Annotated in this window: 25 protein-coding genes; 12 read left to right on the top strand and 13 right to left on the bottom strand. The window is 60.9% G+C overall.

The window, feature by feature from the left end; genetic code table 11:
• Positions 1 to 116 precede the first annotated feature (116 nt).
• Entirely contained in the window at positions 117 to 1367 is a 1251-nt protein-coding gene (locus R0J92_RS12725; protein WP_317386397.1) for a Zn-dependent hydrolase, read from the bottom strand.
• 281 nt (positions 1368 to 1648) lie between these two features.
• Here R0J92_RS12725 and R0J92_RS12720 point away from each other — a divergent pair, with 281 nt between their 5' ends.
• Positions 1649 to 2287 (top strand): TetR family transcriptional regulator C-terminal domain-containing protein, encoded by a 639-nt coding sequence (locus R0J92_RS12720; protein ID WP_411051925.1) that lies wholly within the window; start codon positions 1649 to 1651, stop codon positions 2285 to 2287.
• Positions 2288 to 2484: 197 nt separating this feature from the next.
• On the opposite strand, the gene preA is transcribed toward R0J92_RS12720, so the two are convergent.
• From preA to R0J92_RS12705, 3 genes are all read right to left on the bottom strand, one after another.
• Positions 2485 to 3789, bottom strand: coding sequence for an NAD-dependent dihydropyrimidine dehydrogenase subunit PreA (gene preA / locus R0J92_RS12715; RefSeq protein WP_317386399.1), 1305 nt, complete (start codon positions 3787 to 3789; stop codon positions 2485 to 2487).
• 64 nt (positions 3790 to 3853) lie between these two features.
• Entirely contained in the window at positions 3854 to 5188 is a 1335-nt protein-coding gene (locus R0J92_RS12710) for an NAD(P)-dependent oxidoreductase (RefSeq protein ID WP_411051924.1), read from the bottom strand.
• Between the two features lie 285 nt (positions 5189 to 5473).
• Entirely contained in the window at positions 5474 to 5740 is a 267-nt protein-coding gene (locus R0J92_RS12705; protein ID WP_106164760.1) for a DUF2312 domain-containing protein, read from the bottom strand.
• Between the two features lie 207 nt (positions 5741 to 5947).
• Between R0J92_RS12705 and R0J92_RS12700 the strand changes: the two genes are divergently transcribed.
• A complete protein-coding gene (locus tag R0J92_RS12700) occupies positions 5948 to 6163 on the top strand; it encodes a hypothetical protein (RefSeq protein ID WP_317386401.1) in 216 nt (71 codons plus the stop codon).
• A 72-nt stretch (positions 6164 to 6235) separates the two neighbouring features.
• Here the strand turns inward: R0J92_RS12700 and R0J92_RS12695 are convergent, their stop codons facing one another.
• A complete protein-coding gene (locus R0J92_RS12695; protein ID WP_106164762.1) occupies positions 6236 to 6451 on the bottom strand; it encodes a hypothetical protein in 216 nt (71 codons plus the stop codon).
• 571 nt (positions 6452 to 7022) lie between these two features.
• Here R0J92_RS12695 and R0J92_RS12690 point away from each other — a divergent pair.
• Positions 7023 to 7445, top strand: coding sequence for a TIGR01244 family sulfur transferase (locus tag R0J92_RS12690; protein WP_411051923.1), 423 nt, complete (start codon positions 7023 to 7025; stop codon positions 7443 to 7445).
• Between the two features lie 139 nt (positions 7446 to 7584).
• Here the strand turns inward: R0J92_RS12690 and R0J92_RS12685 are convergent, their stop codons facing one another.
• The 5 genes from R0J92_RS12685 to R0J92_RS12665 all read right to left on the bottom strand — a co-directional run bounded on the left by R0J92_RS12685 (position 7585) and on the right by R0J92_RS12665 (position 13867).
• A complete protein-coding gene (locus R0J92_RS12685) occupies positions 7585 to 8850 on the bottom strand; it encodes a FliM/FliN family flagellar motor C-terminal domain-containing protein (RefSeq protein ID WP_411051922.1) in 1266 nt (421 codons plus the stop codon).
• 76 nt (positions 8851 to 8926) lie between these two features.
• The gene (locus R0J92_RS12680) at positions 8927 to 11617 is read right to left on the bottom strand and encodes an ATP-binding protein (RefSeq protein WP_411051921.1); all 2691 of its coding nucleotides are present in this window, start codon (positions 11615 to 11617) and stop codon (positions 8927 to 8929) included.
• The gene (locus tag R0J92_RS12675; protein WP_411051920.1) at positions 11614 to 12015 is read right to left on the bottom strand and encodes a hypothetical protein; all 402 of its coding nucleotides are present in this window, start codon (positions 12013 to 12015) and stop codon (positions 11614 to 11616) included. Before R0J92_RS12675 ends, R0J92_RS12680 begins: the two co-directional genes overlap by 4 nt.
• 10 nt (positions 12016 to 12025) lie before the next feature.
• Positions 12026 to 12439, bottom strand: coding sequence for a response regulator transcription factor (locus tag R0J92_RS12670; RefSeq protein WP_411051919.1), 414 nt, complete (start codon positions 12437 to 12439; stop codon positions 12026 to 12028).
• A 96-nt stretch (positions 12440 to 12535) separates the two neighbouring features.
• Positions 12536 to 13867, bottom strand: coding sequence for a helix-turn-helix domain-containing protein (locus R0J92_RS12665; protein WP_411051918.1), 1332 nt, complete (start codon positions 13865 to 13867; stop codon positions 12536 to 12538).
• Between the two features lie 237 nt (positions 13868 to 14104).
• On the opposite strand from R0J92_RS12665, the gene R0J92_RS12660 reads away from it, so the two are divergent.
• From R0J92_RS12660 to aat, 9 genes are all read left to right on the top strand, one after another.
• Positions 14105 to 15451: a substrate-binding protein gene (locus tag R0J92_RS12660; protein WP_317386408.1), complete on the top strand. Its 1347-nt coding sequence runs from the start codon at positions 14105 to 14107 to the stop codon at positions 15449 to 15451.
• A gap of 158 nt (positions 15452 to 15609) precedes the next feature.
• Positions 15610 to 16632: a branched-chain amino acid ABC transporter permease gene (locus R0J92_RS12655; protein ID WP_106164770.1), complete on the top strand. Its 1023-nt coding sequence runs from the start codon at positions 15610 to 15612 to the stop codon at positions 16630 to 16632.
• 4 nt (positions 16633 to 16636) lie between these two features.
• Positions 16637 to 17836 (top strand): branched-chain amino acid ABC transporter permease, encoded by a 1200-nt coding sequence (locus R0J92_RS12650; RefSeq protein ID WP_411051917.1) that lies wholly within the window; start codon positions 16637 to 16639, stop codon positions 17834 to 17836.
• A 12-nt stretch (positions 17837 to 17848) separates the two neighbouring features.
• A complete protein-coding gene (locus R0J92_RS12645) occupies positions 17849 to 18604 on the top strand; it encodes an ABC transporter ATP-binding protein (protein ID WP_106164772.1) in 756 nt (251 codons plus the stop codon).
• A gap of 15 nt (positions 18605 to 18619) precedes the next feature.
• Complete coding sequence (locus tag R0J92_RS12640; RefSeq protein WP_106164773.1) at positions 18620 to 19375, top strand: ABC transporter ATP-binding protein; 756 nt, start codon at positions 18620 to 18622, stop codon at positions 19373 to 19375.
• Positions 19376 to 19534: 159 nt separating this feature from the next.
• Entirely contained in the window at positions 19535 to 20071 is a 537-nt protein-coding gene (locus tag R0J92_RS12635) for a PAS and helix-turn-helix domain-containing protein (RefSeq protein WP_317386409.1), read from the top strand.
• A 173-nt stretch (positions 20072 to 20244) separates the two neighbouring features.
• Positions 20245 to 20739 (top strand): acetyl-CoA carboxylase biotin carboxyl carrier protein, encoded by a 495-nt coding sequence (gene accB, locus R0J92_RS12630; protein ID WP_411051916.1) that lies wholly within the window; start codon positions 20245 to 20247, stop codon positions 20737 to 20739.
• A 9-nt stretch (positions 20740 to 20748) separates the two neighbouring features.
• A complete protein-coding gene (accC, locus tag R0J92_RS12625) occupies positions 20749 to 22092 on the top strand; it encodes an acetyl-CoA carboxylase biotin carboxylase subunit (RefSeq protein ID WP_411051915.1) in 1344 nt (447 codons plus the stop codon).
• Between the two features lie 72 nt (positions 22093 to 22164).
• Complete coding sequence (gene aat / locus R0J92_RS12620) at positions 22165 to 22797, top strand: leucyl/phenylalanyl-tRNA--protein transferase (protein WP_411051914.1); 633 nt, start codon at positions 22165 to 22167, stop codon at positions 22795 to 22797.
• On the opposite strand, the gene R0J92_RS12615 is transcribed toward aat, so the two are convergent.
• From R0J92_RS12615 to R0J92_RS12605, 3 genes are all read right to left on the bottom strand, one after another.
• A complete protein-coding gene (locus R0J92_RS12615) occupies positions 22761 to 23198 on the bottom strand; it encodes a DUF2155 domain-containing protein (RefSeq protein ID WP_317386413.1) in 438 nt (145 codons plus the stop codon). The genes aat and R0J92_RS12615 overlap by 37 nt on opposite strands.
• Complete coding sequence (mlaD, locus tag R0J92_RS12610) at positions 23198 to 23653, bottom strand: outer membrane lipid asymmetry maintenance protein MlaD (protein WP_106164779.1); 456 nt, start codon at positions 23651 to 23653, stop codon at positions 23198 to 23200. Before mlaD ends, R0J92_RS12615 begins: the two co-directional genes overlap by 1 nt.
• Positions 23654 to 23722: 69 nt before the next feature.
• On the bottom strand, positions 23723 to 24109 hold the full coding sequence (locus R0J92_RS12605) for an NADH:ubiquinone oxidoreductase subunit NDUFA12 (RefSeq protein ID WP_106164780.1): 387 nt from the start codon (positions 24107 to 24109) through the stop codon (positions 23723 to 23725).
• Between the last annotated feature and the right edge of the window lie 86 nt (positions 24110 to 24195).

The following is a 24195-nucleotide window of genomic DNA, read 5'->3' as shown; positions in this document are numbered from 1 at the left end:
GCCTGTCGCGCTGTTGTCTGTCATCCCCGGGCCGGCTTCTTGTGGCTCTGAATACCCCGGGAGAGGCGCGCCTGCAAACGGCGCGGCGGGGGCGGCGCCCCCTTGTTCCTGTGCGGTCAGGCGACGATCTCTGCCGTCTCCAGCACCGCATGCAGCATCACATCGGTGCCCGCTGCCGCCCATTCCTGCGAGATATCCTCGGCCTCATTGTGGCTGAGCCCATCGACACAGGGGCACATGATCATCGCCGTCGGCGCCACATCGTTGATCCAGCAGGCATCGTGGCCAGCGCCCGAGACGATATCCATATGGCTGTAGCCCAGACGTTCGGCGGCATTGCGCACCGCCGAGACACAACCGGGATCAAAGGTGACAGGATCAAAATGCCCCACCGGCTCGATCTCCAGCCCGAGGCCCAGCTCTTCGGCGATCTCGGCAGCCTTGGCCTCGAATTGCGACCGCATCGAGGTCAGCTTTTCCAGATCCGGGGTGCGGAAGTCGACGGTGAACACCACCTTGCCGGGGATCACGTTGCGAGAGTTCGGATAGACGTCGCAATGCCCGACCGCACCCACCGCATGTGGTTGATGCGCCATGGCGATCTCATGCGCCGCCTCTGTCATCCGCGCCATGCCAAGGCCCGCGTTCACCCGCATATTCATCGGGGTCGAACCCGTGTGCGCGTCCTTACCGGTCACCGTGCATTGCAACCACCAGAGCCCCTGCCCGTGGGTCACGACGCCAATGTCCTTCTTCTCAGCTTCGAGAATCGGCCCCTGCTCGATGTGGAGCTCGAACATCGCATGCATCTTGCGCGCGCCGACCGCCTCATCACCGACCCAACCGATGCGCTTCAGCTCCGCGCCAAAGCTCTTTCCCTCGGCATCCTCACGCCCGTAGGCCCAGTCCTGCGTGTGTTTGCCAGCAAAGACCCCGGAGGCCAGCATAGCGGGGGCAAAGCGGGTGCCCTCCTCATTGGTCCAGTTGGTGACCACGATGGGGTGTTTGGTCTTCACGCCAAGGTCGTTCATGGTGCGGATCACTTCCAGCCCGCCAAGCACGCCAAGCACACCATCGTATTTGCCGCCCGTCGGCTGGGTGTCGAGATGCGAGCCCATGTAGACCGGCAGCGCGTCAGGATCTTCGCCCGCCCGGGTGGCAAACATGTTGCCCATCGTGTCCAGCCCCATGGTCATGCCCGCGGCCTCGCACCAGGATTGGAACAGGGCGCGGCCCTCGGCGTCTTCGTCTGTCAGCGTCTGGCGATTGTTGCCGCCCGCGATGCCGGGGCCGATCTTGGCCATCTCCATCAGGCTGTCCCACAGCCGGTCGCCGTCGATTTTCAGATTCTGTCCAAGCGTCGTCATTTTACGCTTCCTTCCCTGTCGTCTGCCCCATTCTCATCTCGCGGAACGGGTTTATTGTGGCTGGTGCAGCCTGGGTCAGTGGCTTATGTCTCGTCCAGTGGAATTATCGGGCCTTTCGGTCTGACATTTGACCATCTGGTCAAACTCACGCTAACAGCAGATGACACTCAGTCAAGAATTAGCGCGCCTTTCGTGATGTTTTACATTCGCGCTGCTGGACAAATGCGTGAAAACCGGGCGAGTCTGCCGGTGATCATATGAAAAGAGAGACCCGGCCCGACATGCCCAGAGACCGCAGCCCCACCCGGATCCAGAAACGCAACCGCGCCACGATCATCGAAGCGGCGCTCGACGTGTTCTCCCAACATGGGTTTCGCGGCGCCACGGTCGACCAGATCGCCACTGCCGCCGGGCTGTCAAAGCCCAATCTGCTCTATTACTTCCCCTCGAAAGAAGCGATTTTCACCGAACTTTTGTCAGAGTTATTAGATACTTGGCTGGCACCCTTGAGAGAAATTGACCCGCAGGGGGAGCCGCTTGACGAAATTCTGGCTTACGTGACGCGCAAACTGCAGATGAGCCAGGACATGCCGCGCGAAAGCCGTCTCTTTGCCAACGAAATCGTGCAGGGTGCGCCGCGGATGATCGATGCGCTGTCGACGGATCTGCGCGCGCTGGTGGATGAAACAGAGACGATTTTTGCGGATTGGATGGATGCGGGGCGGATCGCACGCGTGCATCCCCGTCACCTGCTGTTTTCCATCTGGTCCCTGACCCAGCACTATGCGGATTTCGAAGTGCAGGTGCAGGCCTTGATGACGCCAGAAGATCCGTTTGCAGAGGCAGGCGCCTTCCTGGATACGCTCTATCGCCGTATGCTGACCCCGACGCCCTCACCGGCGATTTTGGGTGACGCATAGCCAGATATCACGGGTTTTGTCGGCCTGAAAACGCAATGTCCTGATGCCATTTCGCCGTGCGCACCGCGCCTTTTGCCCAGTTTGGCGTTTGGTCTGGCTGGCATCTGATCTGGGTGCTGGCGTATCATCCTATTATCAGACGTATACAACGCCAACACCCTCCGTAATTTCACGCGGCGCCCAACGGCGCGACGCCCTTACTCCGCAGCAGTTGCCGCAGGGTTGTTCGGATGCGCAGTCCAGTTGCCATACTCGCCGGACACCACCTGCCCCGTGCGCTCATCCACCGCGCCGACTGCGATCTCTTCCATGGTGATGCAGTTCTCGACCGGGCAGACATTGACGCAGAGGTTACAGGCCACGCATTCATCGTCCTTCACGGTAAAGGTCCGGTCCTCAGACATGGCGATCGCCTGGTGCGAGGTATCCTCGCAGGCCGCAAAGCAGCGACCACATTTAATGCAATCGTCCTGGCTGATCCGCGCCTTGGTGACGTAGTTCAGGTCGAGATACTGCCAGTCGGTGACGTTCGGCACAGCCATGCCGCGGAAGTCCTCGATCGAGGTGTAGCCTTTCTCGTCCATCCAGTTGGACAGGCCGGAAATCATCTCTTCCACCACCTTGAAGCCATAGGTCATGGCAGCGGTGCAGACCTGCACGTTGCCGGCCCCCAGCGCGATGAACTCCGCCGCGTCGCGCCAGGTGGTCACGCCACCGATGGCAGAGATTGGCAGGCCAGCGGTCTGCGGATCACGAGCGATCTCGGCCACCATGTTCATGGCGATCGGCTTGACCGCCGGGCCGCAATAGCCGCCGTGGGTGCCCTTGCCACCAATCATCGGCTCCGGCGACATCGCATCCAGATTGACCGAAGTGATCGAGTTGATGGTGTTGATCAGCGACACCGCATCGGCATTGCCCGCATGTGCGGCGCGCGCCGGGTGGCGGATGTCGGCGATGTTCGGCGTCAGCTTCACGATTACCGGCTTGCCGTAGTATTTCTTGCACCATTCGGTGACCATCTGGATGTATTCCGGCACCTGCCCCACGGCGGACCCCATGCCGCGTTCAGCCATGCCATGCGGACAGCCGAAGTTCAGCTCGATCCCGTCGCAACCGGTCTCTGCCACACGCGGCAGGATCGCCTTCCACGCGGCCTCCTCGCAGGGCACCATGATGGAGGCAATCAGCGCACGGTCCGGGTAGTCCTTCTTCACCCTGGTCATCTCATCGAGGTTCACCTGCAGCGGACGGTCGGTGATCAGCTCGATATTGTTGAGCCCCAAGAGCCGTCGGTCGGCGCCCCAGATCGCGCCGTAGCGTGGGCCGTTGACGTTGACCACCGGCGGGCCTTCGGCGCCGAGCGTTTTCCAGACCACACCACCCCAGCCGGCCTCAAAGGCGCGACGGACGTTATATTCCTTGTCGGTGGGCGGCGCGGAGGCCAGCCAGAACGGGTTCGGCGATTTGATGCCGAGGAAATCTGTCGTAAGATCAGCCATTTGATCTCTCCCTATTTGCTAACTGTGCAGCCTGCCCTGCGGCGCAGGGCGGCACACAGCGGCTTCAGCCCATCAGGCTGGTATGGATGTCTTCGGCCGCGTCGCGGCCCTCGGCAACGGCGGTCACGGTGAGGTCTTCTCCGCCCGAGGCACAATCGCCCCCGGCCCAGACCCCGGCGACGGACGTGCGGCCTGTCTCGGAGACCGCAATTTTGCCGCCAGTGACGTCCATGCCCTGCGGCGCGCCCTCCAGCGTTTGCCCGATCGCCTTGAACACCTGATCGGCGGCCAGACGGGTGGTCTCGCCGGTGCCTTTCACGCGTCCGTCGACAACCTCGGTGTATTCCAGCTCGATCTCGGCGGATGCGCCATTGCCGTGGATGGCCTTTGGCATCACGTTGAACATCAGCTTAACGCCCTTGGAAGCGGCGAGATCCTGTTCGAACCGGCTGGCGCCCATTGCACCGCGATCCCGGCGATACGCGATGGTGACGTTTTCCGCGCCCAGCAGTTTCGACTGCACCGCCGCGTCCACCGCGGTCATGCCGCCGCCGATCACCACCACGTTGCGGCCCACCGACAGTTCGGTCAGATCATCCGCCTGGCGCAGATCCTCGATGAAGGACACCGCATCCCGCACGCCTTCCTTGTCCTCACCCTCGGTGCGCAGCGCGTTGACGCCGGCGAGACCGATCGACAGGAACACCGCGTCATGGTCGGCCTTCAGCCCTTCGAGGGTCAGCCCCTTGCCAAAGCCCTTGTCATATTCGATCGAAATGCCGCCGATCTGCAGCAGCCACTCGACCTCGCGCGCGGCAAAGTCATTGGTGGATTTATAGGCGGCGATGCCAAATTCGTTGAGGCCACCAGCCTTGGACTTAGCCTCATAGACCACCACGTCATGGCCCTTCATCGCCAGACGATGCGCTGCGGCCAGTCCTGCCGGGCCTGCGCCCACAACCGCGATCTTCTTGCCGGTACTGGCCGCGCGGGTGAATGGATGCACGTCCTGTTCCATCAACAGATCGGTGGCATAGCGCTGCAGGCGACCGATTTCGACCGGCTTGCCTTCGGCCACTTCGCGCACGCAGACCTCTTCGCAGAGCGTCTCTGTCGGGCAAACCCGGGCGCACATGCCACCAAGGATGTTCTGGTTCAGAATTGTTTTGGCCGCGCTTTCAGCATGGCCACCCTGAATTTCACGGATGAACTGGGGAATGTCGATCGAGGTGGGGCACGCGGTCATGCAGGGCGCATCGAAACAGAAATAGCAACGATCCGCCGCGACCGTGGCCTCATGCGCGTCAAAGGGCGCATGAAGATCCCCGAAGTTGTCGGCAATCTCTGCCGCGGACAAGCGCGCGGCGTGAATCCCGGATGCCTGGTGGCTACTCGCCATTGGGTATCTCCCTATTGGTGTTGGGTGTTCGTTTTTTCTCTTGTTGTTGGAATCAGAGTGCCACAGGCTGATTTTTTATCAACTGGTAAAATTTTGGATTACTGTATTTTCTTCATAAAATGCGCAAACAGCAGCCCGTAAACCACTGTTCCGATTGAACAAGACGCAAGTGATGAAATCGGTGGCAGATGCGCGTGCATAGCACGTCACCAGATCGTCAAACGCAAAACGGGGACCTGAGTCCCCCCAGATCCCCGTTCAAACAGCTGTGTTGCGCAGACCGCGTTAGTGCATGCCGAGCGCTTCTTTGTACATTTCCAGCACCGCCTCTTCTTCGGCAATGTCGTTCTCGTCACGCTTGCGCAGAGCGATGATCTTGCGCAGAACCTTGACGTCATACCCGCGCCCCTTGGCTTCGGCCATGACCTCTTTCTGCTGCTCGGCGATCGCTTTTTTCTCTTCGTCCAACCGCTCGAACCGTTCCACGAACTGACGCAGCTCGCCTGCGGTCACGCGGTAGTTTTCGCTCTTTTCGTCTTCGGTGATGTCCATGTGATGGCCCTCGTGCAATTTGCCTCAACTGGTCCGGCTTGCCACCGGTTGAGGCAGAGGGATACAGCGCCCTCCCCCGCCCCGCAAGACTGGAGTTAACCGCCCTCGCGCTTGCAGTGCGGCGACCACTCTTGTAGGCGCTAATCCACCGGTACGGCCCGCGCGCGCTTCGCTGCGTCGGACGCTTGAGACAAGAGGTAGGCGGAAATGGAATATCTGGTTTGGGCCGGCGGCGCCCTGTCGATCCTGGGCATGCTGGGGCTTGCATGGTGCGTGCTAAGCGTCGTGCGCGCAAAGCGCAAAGGGCTCGACGACGAGGAGCTGCGCGCCGTTTTGCAATCGGTTCTACCGAAGAACCTCGGTGCGTTGCTGCTGTCGGTGCTGGGTCTGATGCTGGTCATGGTCGGCCTGTTCCTGAGCTGATCGCCCCGGATCAGGCTTCTGACCGGTTGCGACACCGACCCAGGCGCAACCGGCGGTCTTCAATGTCGCGTTTCAGATCGGCATATTGTCGAACTGGCTTTCGACGATTTCGTCATTGAGAACCTGCTCCGTGCGCCGCAGATGTGCGGGCACCGAAACTCCGGTGTCTTTGATCCGCTTCAAGACCTGCGCAAACTCTGGCTGCAGGTCCAATCGAGCCTGTTCCGGCGCGATGCGGATCTTCTTCTCAAGCTGGCAGGCACGTTCAATCAGTTGCTCCGTGGTCATTCGTTACTCTCCTCCCCTACACAACGGCGTCACTGGCCCCGAGGCAGTCTCTGGCGCGTCGCCGCATTGCAACAGTCTACATCAATCCAGAGTTGCCGCAATGTCAGGCGAGCGCAATTCCCTAAATTGACGCAGGCCTGCAGAAAAAGTCTAAAAATAAGGCACACCGCGCTGCAGCGAGGACGAGCTTTGATTTCTGCACACGCAAATGAAATGCTGCGATAGCTAGCGTTAACTCAACTCTTACGTGTGTATCACATAGGAGCTCGACAACCAGAACCACATTTATTTTCTCGGTCGATTTTATTGCAGTGCAGCACCCTTCTCAGGCGATCGGGGACCAGAGAATCCCCGATCAGCCCCGCCATTCCCATGCTGGCGGCGCGCCCTCGCGGGGCGTCGACGCGAACGCAGCCCCGAAACGTTGCGGTGCTGTCTCATGCCCAGAGAGGTTGCAGCCGCCTCACCCTTGCACGGGCTCTGTCGCTGGGTGCGCGTCGGCACGGCTGTGCCGGGACCGCGCCTGTGCTTCGTTCTGGACCAGCGCGCGGCAAACGCGTAAACAAACGCCATGGATGCACGCACGCTTACGCCCCGCTATTCGGTTACTCCGCAGATCTCCGTGGAGGATGTTCCCGCCATTGCCGCAGCCGGTTTCACGACCGTGATCTGCAACCGTCCTGATGCGGAGGTTCCGCCGAGCCATCAGGCGGATACGATTCGTGCTGCTGTGGAAAGCGCCGGTCTGACCTTTCATGTCCTCCCCCTGACACATCAAACGATGACCCCAGAGAACGTCGCTCAGCAACGTGCCTATTTTGAAAATGCCGACGGTCCGGTACTGGCCTATTGTGCCTCCGGTACACGTTGTTCTGTGATCTGGGCCCTGGGCCAAGCGTCCGACGTTTCGGTGGACGAGATAATGTCGACAACGCAGAAAGCGGGCTATGACCTGTCTGGTTTGCGCCCAACTCTGGAAGCGCTAAATGGCTAAGGCTGTTTCTAACGCTCGATAAAGTCACATTGCATATGGCCCGCGCATGAAATGCCGGGCCATTTTCGACAGAACACACCACGCGTTGCTCATAGCTGTTTGCTCAGACGCGTTTCGCGCCATTTGCACCTCGTCGACCTTAAGTGCCGGTTTCCGGCAGCTCGTGATTGAGGCCCGCAAGTTCCGAAATCTCTGCCGCGGCATCATCTGCGTTGAAATCCCCGAGATCGTTCATCGGCAGTTCCGGCAGCTCCCCCATGCCAGCAAAATCACCCATCGGCATATCGCCCGCATCGAGCCCGCCGTCGAGATTGCCACCGAGGTCGCCGCCCAGGCCTCCCCCGAGGTCTCCGCCGAAATCGTTGCCCATCATGCCGCCAAAATCATCGCCGAGGCCATCGCCCGGCTCTTGCAGCCCCTGTGCCGCAATCGACAGGTCCAATGTATTGTCTTCGAGCGCGGGCGCTGCGCCCTGGCCAATGCCGTCAGAGAAGACACCTTCGTTGCTGGGAACCAGTCGGGTGCGCTGCTCATGCAAGCGCACAGCCCTGGCCCCGTTGATCTGACCGAGGCGTCCCTTCGCAATATGCTGACCGTTGATCGCAATCAGATCAGTCTCATAGAGATAGGCCTGATCCAGCGGCAGCAAATCGCCTGCTTTCAGACCAGAGAACTGGCGCAGTGGAATACGCTTCTTGCACAGGACGGCCGAAAGCTCTGCGCGCATTGAGCCGACGCTGGAACCAAGGCGCGGCCCGCTCACCGAATTGGATTCGTCATATTCCTCGACCGACGGTTCCGGCAGCACCAAGCAGATCTCGCCCTGCATCTTGCCGGTCGCCAGATCCACATTGAGGTTGATAACGCGATAGTCATCAGCTTCCATCCCAAGGACCAGCGTGCGCACATCCTCGACCTGAGCGCCGAAGCGATAGCCCTCGAAGATGCGCAGATCAGTCTGCTCCTCAAGCAAGGCCGTGACCTTGGAGAACATTTTTTCAAGAAACTCCGCCACCATGGCGGCATCCGTGGGCGTATAATTTCGCTCGTCACCGTACATGCCAAGCACGGTGCCCATGGTCTGCTGTTGAATCAACGCGGTCACCGCCGCCGCGTCGAATGTGGCCGCGCCGATGCGCCCTTCCGGACAATCCAGCACCACCAGCAAATGCTTGTCGGACAGCAGTCCACTGAGATCCTCTGGCACGCGGTTGGTCTGGCGCGCTGCAATCACCGCCATGGGCAGTTCACACAGGTCCTCGGCTGCACGCGCCACAGACCTGCGCAAGGCCTTCAGCGTGATCGAGCCACCTGTTCCTGCTGTGCCCTCTTTTGAGGCCGCAAGTTTTCGCGCCAGTCCCCCGACCGCGCGCTTGCCATCCTCGCTTTGATCCTTGTCAGTCATAAAATGAACCTGAGCCTTCCACACCCGTATGAAACTGGTTTTAGCCCAGAGCTGGTTACCAAGACCTTTACAGAATTCAGCGGATTTCTTCTATTTTCATCTGAATTGGAAAAGTTACACGAAACGCCGCCCCCGCAAGCGCTGGTTGAAAGCTAATATCGCCTCCAAGACGGCGCATGATCTCCTTGCAAATCGCCAGGCCAAGCCCCGCCCCACCAGCACGTTCCGGCGTCGCCCGCGAGAATTTTTCAAAAATCATCTCGTGGAAATCTGCAGGGATGCCCACGCCATTGTCACAAAAATCGACATGAACCTGCCCGTTCGTATTGGAAACGGAAATTTGCAACTCTGGCGCAACGGCTGTGCAATATTTCTGAGCATTCGCAATGAGATTGATAAAGACCTGCGACAGCCGGTCCACATCCGTTTCCACCTCCATTGCCTCCACTGTGCGATCCCGCGTGACGCGCAGGGGCCCATCTGCCCCGGCCAGTGCGGATGCGACGGCATGGTCGAGAATATCCGACAGATGACGGTGAGACACATTAAGCGTCACCTCACCGCTCTCCAATACACTGAGATCAAGCAGATCGTTCAGCAGCCGCGTCAGACGCAGAGCCTCGTCGTGGATGATCGAGGCGTATTTATGCTGCTCCTGTGCGTTCAACCCCGGCTCGTCCCGCAAGATCTCTGAGAACGCCCGGACGGAGGTCATGGGCGTGCGCAATTCATGGCTGACCTGACTGAGAAAGACGTCTTTCTGCTCCGAAAGCTGCGTCAACTTCTGGTTGGTCTCGCGCAGCTGCCGCGCAGTGCGCGACAGTTCCTGAGACTGCGCCTCCAGCCGGCTTGAATACTCCAGAAGTTGCGCCGACTCGTCCGCCACAGCCAACAGATCTTCAACCGACACCGCCGCCCCGCTGACGATCTGACCGATCATCGCATGGGCTGCAGCCGCCCCGATCGAGGCGCTCAGCTCGCGCTCCAATTGTTCCAGGAAAACCGGCGTCGGCTCCGGCAGAGGCCCGGGTCCTCCCTGACGTTTCAATGCCGCCTGAAAAAACACCTGCGCCTCGTCCGGACCCAGGATGCGTTGGGACATGATCATCAGATCCTCGCTCTGGGCAACTGAGCCGGTCCAACCGCCGGGTCCTGCGGAATGATCGAAGACATGTACGAATTGCGCACCCTGTAGGCGCTCCATCGGGCTTGGAAAACTGCAAACGGACACAATCGCATAGGCGGCAATATTCAGGCTCATGGACCAGAGGACGCAATGCACGATCGGGTCCAGCCCCTCGATGCCAAACAGGGCCTGCGGTCGAAGCCAATGCAGGCCAAACGGTCCGTGCATCAGCGTCTCGGCCGAGAACACCCCGCCAGCAACCTCCGGCAAGAGAAGCGTATATCCCCAGACCGTGAAGCCGATGAACAGCCCCGCCAGCGCCCCGGACCGGGTGGCACCGCGCCAGAACAACCCGCCCACAAGCGCAGGCAGGATTTGCGAAATACCGGAGAACGATATCAGGCCAATGGCGGCCAATGCGGCCCCTCCGCCGGAAATCTGGTAGTAGGCATAGCCCAGCCCCATGATGGCAGCGATCGAGAAGCGGCGCGCAAAAAGCACAACGGAGCGCACATCCCCCGACACCGACGCACCACCAAAGGCTCCGGTGGTGCGCAGCCAGATCGGCATCACGATGTGGTTTGACACCATGGTCGACAGGCTCATGGCGGCGACGATCACCATCGACGTGGCCGAGGAAAACCCGCCGAGGAACGACAGCATCGCCAGCCCGTTCTGCCCTTGCGACAGCGGCAGCGTCAGCACGAAGAGATCCGGGTTGGCGCCCTCCGGCAACAGCTCCAGCCCGAGAGCCGCAATCGGCACCACAAAGATCGAGATCAGCAGCAGGTACGTGGGAAAGGCCCAGGCGGCGACGCGCAGATGTCGCTCGTCCTCATTCTCCACCACCATCACCTGAAACATGCGCGGCAGGCAGACGAAAGCAGACGCCGCAAGAAACGTGATCGCGGTCCATCGCCCGCCATCGACCTGCCAACCGCCGATAGGCGATTGGTCTACGCGATCCAGCACCTGTTCCACGCCTCCGGCCAGCCCCCACACGACAAAGATGCCCACTGCAACCAGTGCAATCAGCTTCACCACCGCCTCTAGTGCGACGGCCATGACCACGCCGTGGTGGCGCTCATTCGCATTGAGATTGCGGGTGCCGAACAGAATCGCGAAGAAGGCCAGCCCGGTGGCAATCCAGAACACCGTGCCGCTTTCATTGTGGCTCCGGGTTGGATCCGCCTCGGCGAAGATCGCCACCGACAGGGTGATCGATTGCAATTGCAGCGCGATGTAAGGTGTCACTGCGATCACCGCGAGCACGGTCACCCCGATGGCCAAGACGTTGGATTTGCCGTAGCGCGCCGACAGCAGATCCGCGATCGAGCTGATCCGCTGGCTGCGCCCCACGCGCACCAGTTTGCGCAGCCCCCACCACCAGCCGATCATCACCAGCGTCGGGCCAAGGTAGATGGTGATATACTCCATCCCCGACCGTGCCGCATATCCAACCGCGCCGTAGAACGTCCAGGCGGTGCAATAGATCGACAATGAGAGCGTATAGATCAGCGGTGATCGCATGAAGCGCGCGCTGCGCCCCCTGAGAGCCTGCCGATCAGCCCAGAATGCCACCATGAACAAGAGGGTCACATACCCGATACTGACCATCGCCAGAAGGTTCAGTGAGGTCATGCCTTCGTCTCCGAGGAGGAGCGATCTGGCTCCGCATCCGGCAGGCGTTCTGTCAGCACATCTACGGCTTCTGTCGGAGCGCCCTTGCCTGTCCAATGCACCGCCCAGCGACGCACGGCGATGGAAAAGCCGAACGAAAACAGGATCAGTCCGATCCAGACAGAAAAGATATAAATCATCGCAGAGGACATGCTGCTGCCCGACTGGCTGTCCGGCGCCACATCAGCTGACGGGTCAAGCTCTTGCCGTGCCCACAACAACGGCACCAGAAACAGCAGAGCCCCGATGAAGGGCGCAAGGCGCGAGATATCCATAAGGCGTCGTCGACGATAGGTACGCCGTTCGACAAAGGGGGCACGCAGCTCGTCCTTCCCGCCTGCGCCATCGGAGCGTATCATCGCGCGCGGCTCAGCCTGCGTCGCATATGGACGACACGGAGGGCATTGCTTGCTGCGCCTGAGCGTTCAGGTCGCGCACCGCGGTCAACACTTCCGTGTTGGAAAACGGCTTGGTCATGAAGCGGGTGACGCCAGCGCGTTCCGCCATTTCACGATCCTTGAGCTGACCGCGTGCGGTCAACATCAGCACAGGCAGATGAGCCATCGCCTCCACCTCTCTGATTTCGCGGATAATTTCCATACCGCTCTTACCAGGCAGCATAAGGTCGAGAATGACCAGATCGGGCGCCTCGGCCTCGATCACCGCCAGCGCATCGCTGCCGTCTGCATGTACCTTCACCTGCCACCCCTCGCGTGAGAGCAGGAAGCGGATCGCCTCTGCGATATTGGCTTCGTCTTCGATCAGAACGACTCGTCCAGCCATAGTCCCTCATGTCCTCCCCATGCACCGCGCCGTTTGCCGGTTCCTCCGGGTGCGGGGCGATCTTTGCATAGAACCAAAGCATCTGTCACCCGGCAGTTACATCTGCGCATGTTCCGCCCCGTCCGCATCCCGCAGGATCGACGGTTCACGACGCGCGGCGCACCCACGGCGCACACAGATGCGACAGCTGGCCCCCACGGGGCGCGAGTCTTCCGGCACAGGCTCATCGGGGAGCTGGGACGGCAGGATCAGCATTGCCGCCCGCAAGACTGGGTCATGGTCAAAGATCGGGGGCTCTGCCGTCCAGGAGATCGCAAAGCACGCGCTGTCACGCGCGGCCCGACCCTGCTGGTGAACGCGCCGTCGGATTGGCCTGCCCGGCTGCGACAGCGCCGTGAACAGCGGCCACAACGGGCAGGACGCCCCAAACCGTGGCAGTGAAAAGCCCGCGACAGGCTTGCGAAACAGGATCGAGCCGGAGGCGTCACAGATCACCAGACCAGCGGGGCGTCCCAAGACCTCTTCCGGGATCACCGCGAGACGGCGCAGCATGCGATGCAGATCGACGCCAAACTCCCGCGCCAGAACATCCGGTGCGACACCGCAGCGCCCTAACGCTTCCTGCAAGATGGCCAGCGGCATTTCGCGGGCATCCGCCTCGTAATCCGCCAGCGCTGCTGCTGCGAGTTTGCGGGCGGCACGGCTGTCCAGTTCGGACGCCGCATCCGCAATCTGCTGCGCGCTGCGCTCGCCCGCCTCCAGCTCTGCAAAATAGAACCCCCGCGCGGTAAAGAACGCCTCGACTTCCTCCTGTGGAATTCCACGGCGTTCCGCCCCCTGGTCGCTGTCGTCCAGAAACCGCACCAGCGCCCGGCTGCTGTCGGCCAGCCGCTGCGCATCTTCGTCCAGGTTTCGGTGAAATCGGTCGCGCCACTCGGCTTCGAGTTCGCCCGGCTCTGCCAGAATGCCCGCGGTGGACCGGATGGCCGCAGCGGTGGACAGGACCTCGTGCAATGACGCCGCCAGATGCGGATCATGGGTCAGCCGATCCGAAAGACTGCGCACCGTGCGTTCCAGCGCGCCAATGCGGCCATGCGTTTCAGCCAGCACTTCCGCCCAACCTGGAAAGCGGCCGGCAAATTCGTCGACCCGATCTATTTCCACTGCCGGCGTGCGCGCCTCCGCGGCTGCCTCGCGCAGGGAGGCCACCAAGGTCGCCTCGACACCATCGGTCAGGATCGACGGCTCAACGCCCAGCACATTCGCCAGCGTCACCAGCAGCTTGCCGCCGATTCTGCGGCGGTTGTGCTCGATCAGATTGAGGTATGAGGCGGAGATCCCCACATCCCGTGCCAGATCAGCCTGACGCAGCCCCAGCATCAGGCGCCGCTCACGAATGCGGCTGCCGGTCAGACTGTCTCCTGCCATGGTGATACCTCCTCCGGCAAAACATCGGATTTTCAAAGGCTTTCTGCGTCGCAGAATAAGAAAATTTACCGCAAACAGGGTGCCTCTGTACATTTCTTTACAGAAAAACCCCACAAAACAAGGGTTTTATTGCGATGATTTACAATACGCGCCCATACTCATTTTGCACAATGATGCGAGGAGACGCGCGAAAGTGAGGAGTCGCGCCTCTCCTTTTTATTCCAGGGAGGAAACCAAATGTCCAAGACAGACCTAAGCCGTCGTGGCTTGCTCAGAACCGGTGCCGTGACAAGCGCCGGGCTGGCGCTGCCGACGATTTTCACCGCGCAGAGCGCCTCGGCCTTCACCAATGATCCCACCGGCGGAAGCGTCACCCTCGGCTTCAACGTGCCGCAGACCGGCCCCTACGCGGATGAAGGCGCCGACGAGCTGCGCGCCTACCAGCTGGCGGTCGAGCACCTGAACGGCGAAGGCGACGGCGGTATGCTGAACACCTTCACCTCCAAGGCGCTGGAAGGCAGCGGCATCCTGGGCAAGAAGGTGGAATATGTCACCGGCGACACCCAGACCAAATCTGATGCGGCGCGCGCCTCTGCGAAGTCGATGATCGAAAAAGACGGCGCCATCATGATCACCGGCGGGTCGTCCTCTGGCGTGGCGGTTGCGGTTCAGGGCCTGTGCCAGGAGGCGGGCGTCATCTTCATGGCGGGTCTCACCCACTCCAACGACACCACCGGCAAGGACAAGAAAGCCAACGGTTTCCGTCACTTCTTCAACGCCTACATGTCCGGCGCTGCGCTGGCTCCGGTGCTGAAGAACCTCTATGGCGATGACCGCAAGGCCTATCACCTGACCGCCGACTATACCTGGGGCTGGACGCAGGAAGAATCCATCAAGGCCGCAACCGAAGCGCTGGGTTGGGAGACCGTCAACACGGTGAAGACCCCGCTCGCGGCGACCGACTTCTCCTCTTATATCGCGCCGGTGCTGAACTCCGGTGCAGACGTGCTGGTGCTGAACCACTACGGCGGCAACATGGTGAACTCGCTGACCAACGCGGTTCAGTTCGGCCTGCGCGAGAAGGAAGTGAACGGCAAGAACTTCGAGATCGTCGTGCCGCTTTACTCCCGTCTGATGGCCAAGGGTGCGGGCGAAAACGTGAAAGGCATTCACGGCTCCACCAACTGGCACTGGTCGCTGCAGGACGAAGGCTCCAAGGCGTTTGTGCGCTCCTTCGGTACCAAATACGGCTTCCCGCCCTCTCAGGCGGCGCATACCTGCTACGTGCAAACGCTGCTTTATGCGGATGCGGTGCAGCGTGCCGGGTCGTTCAACCCCTGCGCGGTGGCCGAAGCGCTCGAGGATTTCGAATTCGACGGCATGGGCAACGGCAAGACGCTCTATCGCGGCGACGATCACCAGTGCTTCAAGGACGTTCTTGTGGTGCGCGGGAAAGAGAACCCGACATCCGAGTTCGACCTTCTTGAGGTCGTCGAAGTCACGCCACGGGCGCAGGTCGAATACGCAGCGGATCACCCGATGTTCGCAGGCGGCCAGCTTGGGTCCTGCAACCCGGGCTCCTAAGCGAGAGCACACAGCACAGGTCGGGCGCGGCACACGCGCCTGACCACCCCTCTCCCGCACAGCTGAGGTCCACCTGAAACGCGCCCCGATGGCCATCGGGCGTGACCTGCTGCTGCACTCCGAAACCAGCCACCCAGACGAACCGGAAGGTGGGGATCATGGACGCATTCCTTCTGCAAATCCTAAACGGGCTCGACAAGGGCTCTGCCTATGCGCTGATCGCATTGGGCCTGACACTCATCTTCGGCACTCTTGGTGTCGTGAACTTCGCCCATGGGGCGCTGTTCATGATCGGGGCCTTCTGCGCGGTGACGCTGCAGAAGATCTTCAGCCTCAGCTACGAGACCGTGGATCCCGACAAGACCGACTTTCTCGGCAACCCGCTGAAAGTGAAAACCCCTTATGTGGAAAGCTGGTTCGGCCCAGAGTTCGGTGGTGCGATCATCGACTGGTCGGTGCCACTGGCGATCCTCTTTGCGATCCCGATCATGGTGGCTGTCGGCTTCATCATGGAGCGCGGGCTGATCAAGCATTTCTACAAACGCCCCCATGCGGACCAGATCCTGGTGACCTTTGGCCTGGCCATCGTGCTGCAGGAAGTCATCAAGTATTTCTACGGCGCCAACCCGATCCCAACGCCCGCGCCCGACGCGCTGAACGGTGTTGCCAACCTCGGCGCGGTGATCGGCATGGACCTGATCTATCCGGTCTGGCGCATCGTCTACTTCTGCTTTGCCTGTCTCATCATCGGCGGCGTCTTTGCCTTCCTGCAGTTCACCACCTTCGGCATGGTGGTGCGCGCCGGCATGGCCGACCGCGAAACAGTGGGGCTCCTCGGCATCAACATCGACCGTCGCTTCACCATCATGTTCGGCATCGCCGCCGCGGTGGCAGGGCTGGCGGGCGTCATGTACACGCCGATCAATTCGCCCAACTACCACATGGGCATGGACTTCCTCGTGCTGTCCTTCGTTGTGGTCGTTGTGGGCGGCATGGGCTCCCTGCCCGGCGCCGTCCTTGCGGGCTTCTTGCTCGGCATTCTCGAAAGCTTTGCCTCGATGGAATGGGCCATCAACCTGATCCCCGGCATCAACCAGATCATCATCTACCTCGTCGCCATCATCATCTTGTTGGTCCGCCCACGTGGCTTGATGGGGCGCAAAGGCGTGATGGAGGACTAACCCAATGTTCGGACTTGATAAAAGAGACACAACCCTGCTTCTGATTGTGGCTTGCCTCGCGATCTTTGCACCCTTCATCCTGAACCCGTTCCCGACCGACAGCGGGCTGGCACAGTTCAACGCCGGCTACCCGGACCTGATGCAGCGTTTCGTGATCTTCGGGATCTTCGCCATCGGCTTCAACATCCTCTTCGGGCTTACGGGCTACCTCTCCTTTGGCCATGCCGCGTTTCTCGGGGTGGGCTCCTACTCGGCGGTCTGGATGTTCAAGCTCCTGAGCATGAACGTGCTGCCGGCGATCATCCTCAGCGTCATCATCGCGGGCCTGTTTGCCCTGGTGATCGGCTACGTGAGCCTGCGTCGCTCCGGCATCTACTTCTCGATCCTGACGCTGGCCTTTGCGCAGATGTCCTTCAGCCTCGCCTATTCGGTGCTGACGCCGATCACCAATGGTGAGACCGGCCTGCAGCTGACACTGGATGACCCGCGGGTGCTGGGCCAGACGTCCACGGCGGATGGCTCGATCCCGGTGACCAACTTCTTTGGTCTGGAGATGCGCAGCACCTATGAGATGGCGGTGGGCCCCTGGGCGTTCCAGTTCAACATGGGCTACTACCTCTGCGCGCTGGTGCTGATCGCGGCCTTCTACCTGTCGATCCGCATCTTCCGCTCGCCTTTTGGCATGATGCTGCGGGCGGTGAAATCGAACCAGCAGCGGATGAACTATACCGGCCTAAACTCCAAACCCTACACACTGGCGGCCTTCGTGATCTCCGGCATGTATGCGGGGCTTGCCGGTGGCCTCATGGCCTCCATGGACCCGCTTGCGGGCGCGGAGCGGATGCAGTGGACCGCCTCTGGTGAAGTGGTTCTGATGACCATCCTCGGCGGTGCGGGCACCTTGATCGGGCCAGTGCTGGGCGCGGGTTTCATCAAGTACTTTGAGAACATCTTCTCCAAGATCAACAGCAACGTTCTGCACAGCTGGTTCAGCTTCCTGCCGGATGGGCTTGAGGATTTCATCGTCTTCATCATCTACCCGTTCATCGGCAAGGGCTGGCACCTGACCCTGGGCATCCTGTTCATGCTGGTGGTGATATACCTGCCAGGCGGTCTGGTCGAAGGCGGACAGCGCATCGGCAACTGGATCAGAGGGCGCAAGAAGTCTGACGCCCGTCAGAACGAAACCCACCCGGCGGAATAAGGAGAGAAATCAATGAGCATTCTCGAAGTCAAAAACGTCGGCAAACGCTTTGGTGGCCTGCAGGCGCTCTCTGATGTGAACCTCTCCGTCAAGGAGAACTCCGTTCACGCCATCATCGGCCCCAATGGGGCCGGTAAATCCACCCTGCTGAACTGTCTGGTGGGCAAGCTGATCCCCGACACCGGATCGGTGATGTTCGATGGCCAGTCCGTGCTGGGGCGCGCACCCTACGAGATCAACCAGATGGGGATTTCCCGCGTGTTCCAGACGCCCGAGATCTTTGGCGATCTGACAGTGCTGGAAAACATGATGATCCCCTGTCTGGCCAAGCGGGATGGCGCGTTCGAGCTGAATGCGATCGCGTCCGTCATGGGGCAGCGGGACATCATCGACAAGGCCGAGCATATGCTGGTGGAGATGAACATGGCCGACAAGCGGCACATGCATGCCGCTTCGCTGTCGCGCGGTGACAAGCGGCGGTTGGAAATTGGCATGTGCCTCAGCCAGGAGCCGCGCCTGCTGCTGCTGGACGAGCCCACCGCCGGCATGGCGCGGGCCGACACCAACAACACCATCGACCTGCTGAAGCAGATTTCCGACCAGCGTGACATCACCATCGCCATTATCGAACACGACATGCATGTGGTGTTCAGCCTCGCCAACCGGATCACCGTATTGGCCCAGGGCACCCCGCTGGTGGAGGACAACCCAGAAAACATTCGTGGCAATCCAAAGGTCCGCGAAGCCTACCTCGGCGAAACCGCGTAACAAGGGGACAGAGATATGAACGTCAAACCTGATTTCTCGAAAGGCGCCAATCAGGCGGCCACAGCCCCTGCCTTCCTGTCGATCTGGGATGTGCATGCCTATTATGGCGAGAGCTATATCGTGCAGGGCATCAACTTCAACGTCCATGAGGGCGAAATTCTGGCGCTGCTGGGCCGCAACGGCGCGGGCAAGACCTCGACCTTGCGGTCGATCGCCCGCACTGGATCGCCCATGGTGACACGGGGCGAGATCTGGCTCGACCACCAGCCGCTGCACCTGATGGCAAGCCATGAGGCCGCGGCGGCAGGCCTTGGTCTGGTGCCAGAAGATCGCCGCATCATCGCCGGCCTTACCGTCGAGGAAAACCTGCAACTTGCGCAGATTGCCCCGCCCATCGGTTGGTCCATCGAGCGGCTCTATGAGCTGTTCCCGCGTCTTGGCGAACGCCGGAAACAAGAGGGTGTGACACTTTCTGGCGGCGAACAGCAGATGCTGGCGATTGCCCGTGCCCTGGCCCGCGACATCAAGGTTCTGCTGCTGGACGAACCCTATGAAGGCCTTGCCCCGGTGATTGTGGATGAGATCGAAAAGACCCTCATCCACATCAAGGAACAGGGCATGACCACGGTCATCGTTGAACAAAACGCCGTGCGTGCACTGCAACTCGCGGATCGCGCAGTGATCCTGGACACTGGCGGCATTGTCTTTGACGGCACCGCGGCAGAGGTGTTGGAAAACGAAGAGCTGCGTTCGGAATATCTCGCGATCTGAGCCCCCTCTCCTCCCCGTCGCACGGTCTTGGACAACCGGGCGCACCTTATTGGCCGGGCCTGTTTCAGCGCCCGGTCATTTTTTGCCCCTGTCATTTTTTGCGACCTCCGGGGCCTGCGCCCTTTCCCCGGACGGTGCGTTCGGCATAAGACAAAGACCATGTCTGATCCCGCATTTGAATTCGCCCCCGTTGGTCTGGCCCTGCTTGAGCATCGCGTCATCAAGCGCTGCAACCTCCAATTTGCGGAAACCTTCGGTGGCAGCCCGGCAGAGCTGTGCGAGCTGCCGATTGCAGCCCTCTACCCCAGCGCCGAGGACTATCAACGCATCGGAGAGATCCTGCAGCTGCCCGAGGCGCAAAGCGGGGTCTACAATGATGAGCGCATCATGCGACGCACCTCCGGCGCGCTGTTTTGGTGCCGTGTCCGGGGCCGCTCCACCAGCATCAGCCAGCCCTTCCTGACTGGGGTGTGGTCCTTTGCCGACCTGTCCGAGGAACGCCCGGTTGTCAGCCTGACCCCGCGTGAGCGTGAGGTGGCCATTCTGACCTGCCGAGGGCTCTCGGCCAAGGAGATCGGACTGAAACTCGACCTCTCCTACCGGACGGTAGAGACTCACCGGGCGCGGCTGCTGGACAAGTTTGGAGCACGCAAGCTGCCCGAGCTGGTGGCAAAACTCAGCGGCATGCCCCTTTAAGCGAGGTCTGCGGCGGAACATTCCCCTGCAAAAACCATTGTAAACCGCCGGTTTCATCCCCATCCTGTGCCCTGACTGAGTACACTTTCCTTATGGTCAGCTATGGCCTATAAGGCCGCAAATTCCCGCCCCGGAACCGTTCGGGGCCAGACAGGACCCTGCCGAGGAACAAAATGACAAATAAATCTCATGAAGCAGATGTGGCATTCATCAAGGCTCTGGCAGAGCTTTTGCGCGAGAACGACCTGACCGAACTGCAGGTGAAGCGCGACTATGCCGAGGATGACAGCCTGAACGTGCGCGTTTCCCGTCAATTCCCCGCCGCACCGGTTGCGCCGATGCAGGTGGCAGCCCCGGCCCCGATGGCCGCAGCAGCACCTGCCGCAGCCGCCCCGGCCGCCGCAGCCACACCTGCCGAGGATCCGGCCAGCCACCCCGGCGCCGTAACCTCGCCGATGGTGGGCACCGCCTATCTGTCCCCAGAGCCGGGCGCGTCCGGCTTCATCAGCGTTGGCCAGCAGGTCAGCGAGGGCGACACGCTGCTGATCGTCGAAGCGATGAAAACCATGAACCACATTCCGGCGCCCAAGTCCGGCACCGTGAAGCGCATCCTGGTTGAGGATGGTGCTGCGGTGGAATTCGGTTCCCCGCTTGTGATCGTCGAGTAAGGCGCAGCCATGTTTGACAAAATCCTGATTGCCAACCGGGGTGAGATCGCGCTGCGCGTGATCCGCGCCTGCCGCGAGATGGGCATCCAGTCCGTGGCCGTGCACTCCACCGCCGATGCCGATGCAATGCACGTGCGTATGGCTGACGAGTCGATCTGCATCGGCCCGCCTTCTGGTGCGCAGAGCTACCTGTCGATCCCCGCCATCATCTCCGCCTGCGAGATTTCCGGCGCTCAGGCGATCCACCCGGGCTATGGCTTCCTGTCCGAGAATGCCAACTTCGTGCAGATCGTCGAAGATCACGGCATCACCTTCATCGGCCCCTCGGCGGAACATATCCGCCAGATGGGCGACAAGATCACCGCCAAGGACACAGCCAAGGCGCTTGGCATCCCCTGCGTGCCCGGCTCTGATGGCGGCGTGCCGGACGTGGAGACCGCCAAGAAGGTCGCCGCCGACATGGGCTACCCGGTGATCATCAAGGCGACCGCCGGTGGTGGGGGCCGTGGCATGAAGGTGGCCGAAACCGCCGCCGATCTCGTGCAGGCCTTCCAGACCGCGCGCTCCGAATCCAAGGCGGCGTTTGGCAACGACGAAGTCTACATGGAGAAATATCTCCAGAAGCCGCGCCACATCGAGATCCAGGTCTTTGGCGACGGTCAGGGCGGCGGCGTGCATCTGGGCGAACGCGACTGCTCCTTGCAGCGGCGCCACCAGAAGGTGTTCGAGGAAGCCCCCGGCCCCTCCATCACCGCCGAGGAACGCGCCCGCATCGGCGAAATCTGCGCCAATGCCATCGGCAAGATGGGCTATTCCGGCGCCGGCACCGTCGAGTTCCTTTACGAGGACGGCGAGTTCTACTTCATCGAGATGAACACCCGCCTGCAGGTGGAACACCCGGTGACCGAAGCGATCTTTGGTCAGGACCTGGTGCGCGAACAGATCCTGGTGGCCTCTGGTCAAAAACTGTCGTTCTCGCAGGACGATCTGCAGATCAACGGTCACGCCATCGAGGTGCGCATCAACGCGGAGAAACTGCCGAACTTCTCGCCCTGCCCGGGCAAGATCACCGCCTTCCACGCGCCGGGCGGTCTGGGCGTGCGGATGGATTCGGCGCTCTATGACGGCTATTCGATCCCGCCCTATTACGACAGCCTGATCGGCAAGTTGATCGTGCATGGCCGCGACCGGGACGAGGCGCTGGCGCGTCTCAGCCGCTCGCTGGGCGAGCTGATCGTGGATGGCGTCGACACCACCGTGCCGCTGTTCCACGCGCTGCTGCAGGAAAAGGACGTCCAGACCGGTGATTACAATATTCACTGGCTGGAAAAATGGCTCGACGCCAACCTGTGAACCAGACTTGATGACGACAGGGGTGGCAGAGTTTCTGCCGCCCCTTTTTTTCATTGTGTTAGACTCCAACTCATGACGCTGAGCGCAGATCTCCTATTGCATGCCTATGCCAGCGGCGTCTTTCCCATGGCGGAGAGCCGCGACGACCCCGACGTGTTCTGGGTCGACCCCAAGCGTCGTGGCATCCTGCCGCTGGATGGGTTTCGCATCTCTCGCTCGCTCGCCAAGCGCATTCGGCGGGGTGGCTATGAGATTGCGATCAATACCGATTTTGCCGGGGTCGTGACGGGCTGCGCAGATCGGGAAGAGACCTGGATAAATGACGAAATCTTTGATCGATATGCGGAATTGCACGATATGGGCTTCGCCCATTCGCTTGAGGTCTGGCAGGATGCAGAGCTGATTGGGGGTGTCTACGGCGTGTCGCTGGGGGCAGCGTTCTTTGGCGAGAGCATGTTCTCGCGCCGAACCGATGCCTCAAAGATCGCCCTGGCCTACCTGGTGGACCGCCTGAACGCCGGCGGCTACATCCTGTGTGACACCCAGTTCATTACGCCGCATCTTGCCTCACTCGGCGGGCGGGAGATCGCTCGCGCACGCTATCGCAGGATATTGGCAGAGGCCTTGCCACAATCCGGGGATTTCCTGTCGCCAGACATCCCTGACCCTCAGCTGCTCTTGCAGCGCAGGACCCAGACGTCGTAACGGCGATGGTCCAGCGCATTCAGCGCCGGGCTTGACGCGATCATCCAACCATCAAAGAACACTTTGCCGTCCTGACGATCCCGGATGCTCAGATAGGCGTAGGCATCGCCAGAGGGGTTCTCGGTTGGATAGCGACACTCTTTCAGCGTCACCAGCAATCCAAAGACCTCTGCGGAACTACCGGTTTGCAGCTCGACATCAACGCTCTTGCCGTTGACTTTGTCGAGGCCACGCAAGCTGACAATATTGCCTTTTTCCGCCTCGACCCGCTCCACCGTTTCGCGTTTCTCGGGCACCAGAGGCTCGGTCGGCGCAGGGGCCAATTCTTCGATAGAGATGGACTGAGCGGCCACAGTTGTGGCGCAGGCGAGACCAAACAAAACTGTCGTTAGTCGAAACATCACGAGTCGTCGCCGCCGCTGCCGGATACGAACTTCACCAGAAGCGAAATCAGGCTCACCGCCCCTTGGGTGTCCACAATCTCGTCCCCGGATTCAAAATTGAACGGCGACCCTCCGGGCATGACTTCTACGAAGTTGCCGCCCAGCAGGCCTTCGGACGCAATCACGATGGCGCTGTCGTCAGGGATCATGATGTCTTTACTTACCGAAAACGTCGTATCGGCGCGAAACGTTTCTGCGTTCAGCTCCACACCGGTCACCGTGCCGATCTTGACACCAGCCAGCCGGACGTCCGTGCCGACGCTGACACCTTCAAGGGAACGGAACGACGCGGTGAGCGGATAGTTTTCACCGCCGCGGGACAGGCCCGCCGCCTGCGCCGCATAGAAAGCGAAGCCCGCAGCAACCACCAGCACAAGGCCGCCGGTCAGAACTTCGGTCGTGGAGTGGGTCATTCAAAACCTGCCTTTTGGCCAGATCGAAACGGGTCATCAGGTTGGTCTCTGATGGCCCAGGAAATTGCTTTATTCGGGGCTCCAGGCCTCGTAGTCGCTGCGCTCTTTCGGAGCGCCGCCAGCCCGGATTGATCCTGCAGGCGCATAGGCCAGCATAGTACCGGTCAGGTTTTCCTGATGCGGCTTTTCCCACGGCTTGTGCTGCAGCGGCTTTTCACTGGGCACCTCGTTGAAGGTGCGGTGCAGCCAGCCGTGCCAATCCGCGTCAACACGGGAGGCCTCGGCCTCACCATTGAAAATCACCCAGCGGCGACTGTCATCGGCATTGCGGTAGAACACATTGCCCTGACCGTCCTCTCCAACCTTCACCCCCTTGCGGCGGGTGTAGATCATGGTGTTCAGGGTGGCGCCGTTCCACCAGGTCACGGCCTGCAAAAGCGTATTCAGGATTCCCATCGGTCCCTCCGAAAATCTCGTTCCCGATATGGCGTATTCTGCGTCCGAGGTCCAGTGGTTCGCGCCCCCGTGGTGAAGACGCAGGC

The sequence above is a fragment of the Tritonibacter sp. SIMBA_163 genome (assembly GCF_046535935.1).
Lineage (GTDB): Bacteria > Pseudomonadota > Alphaproteobacteria > Rhodobacterales > Rhodobacteraceae > Epibacterium > Epibacterium scottomollicae.
Note: the sequence above shows the minus strand (reverse complement) of the source record. Positions and strands in the feature narration are given on the sequence as shown.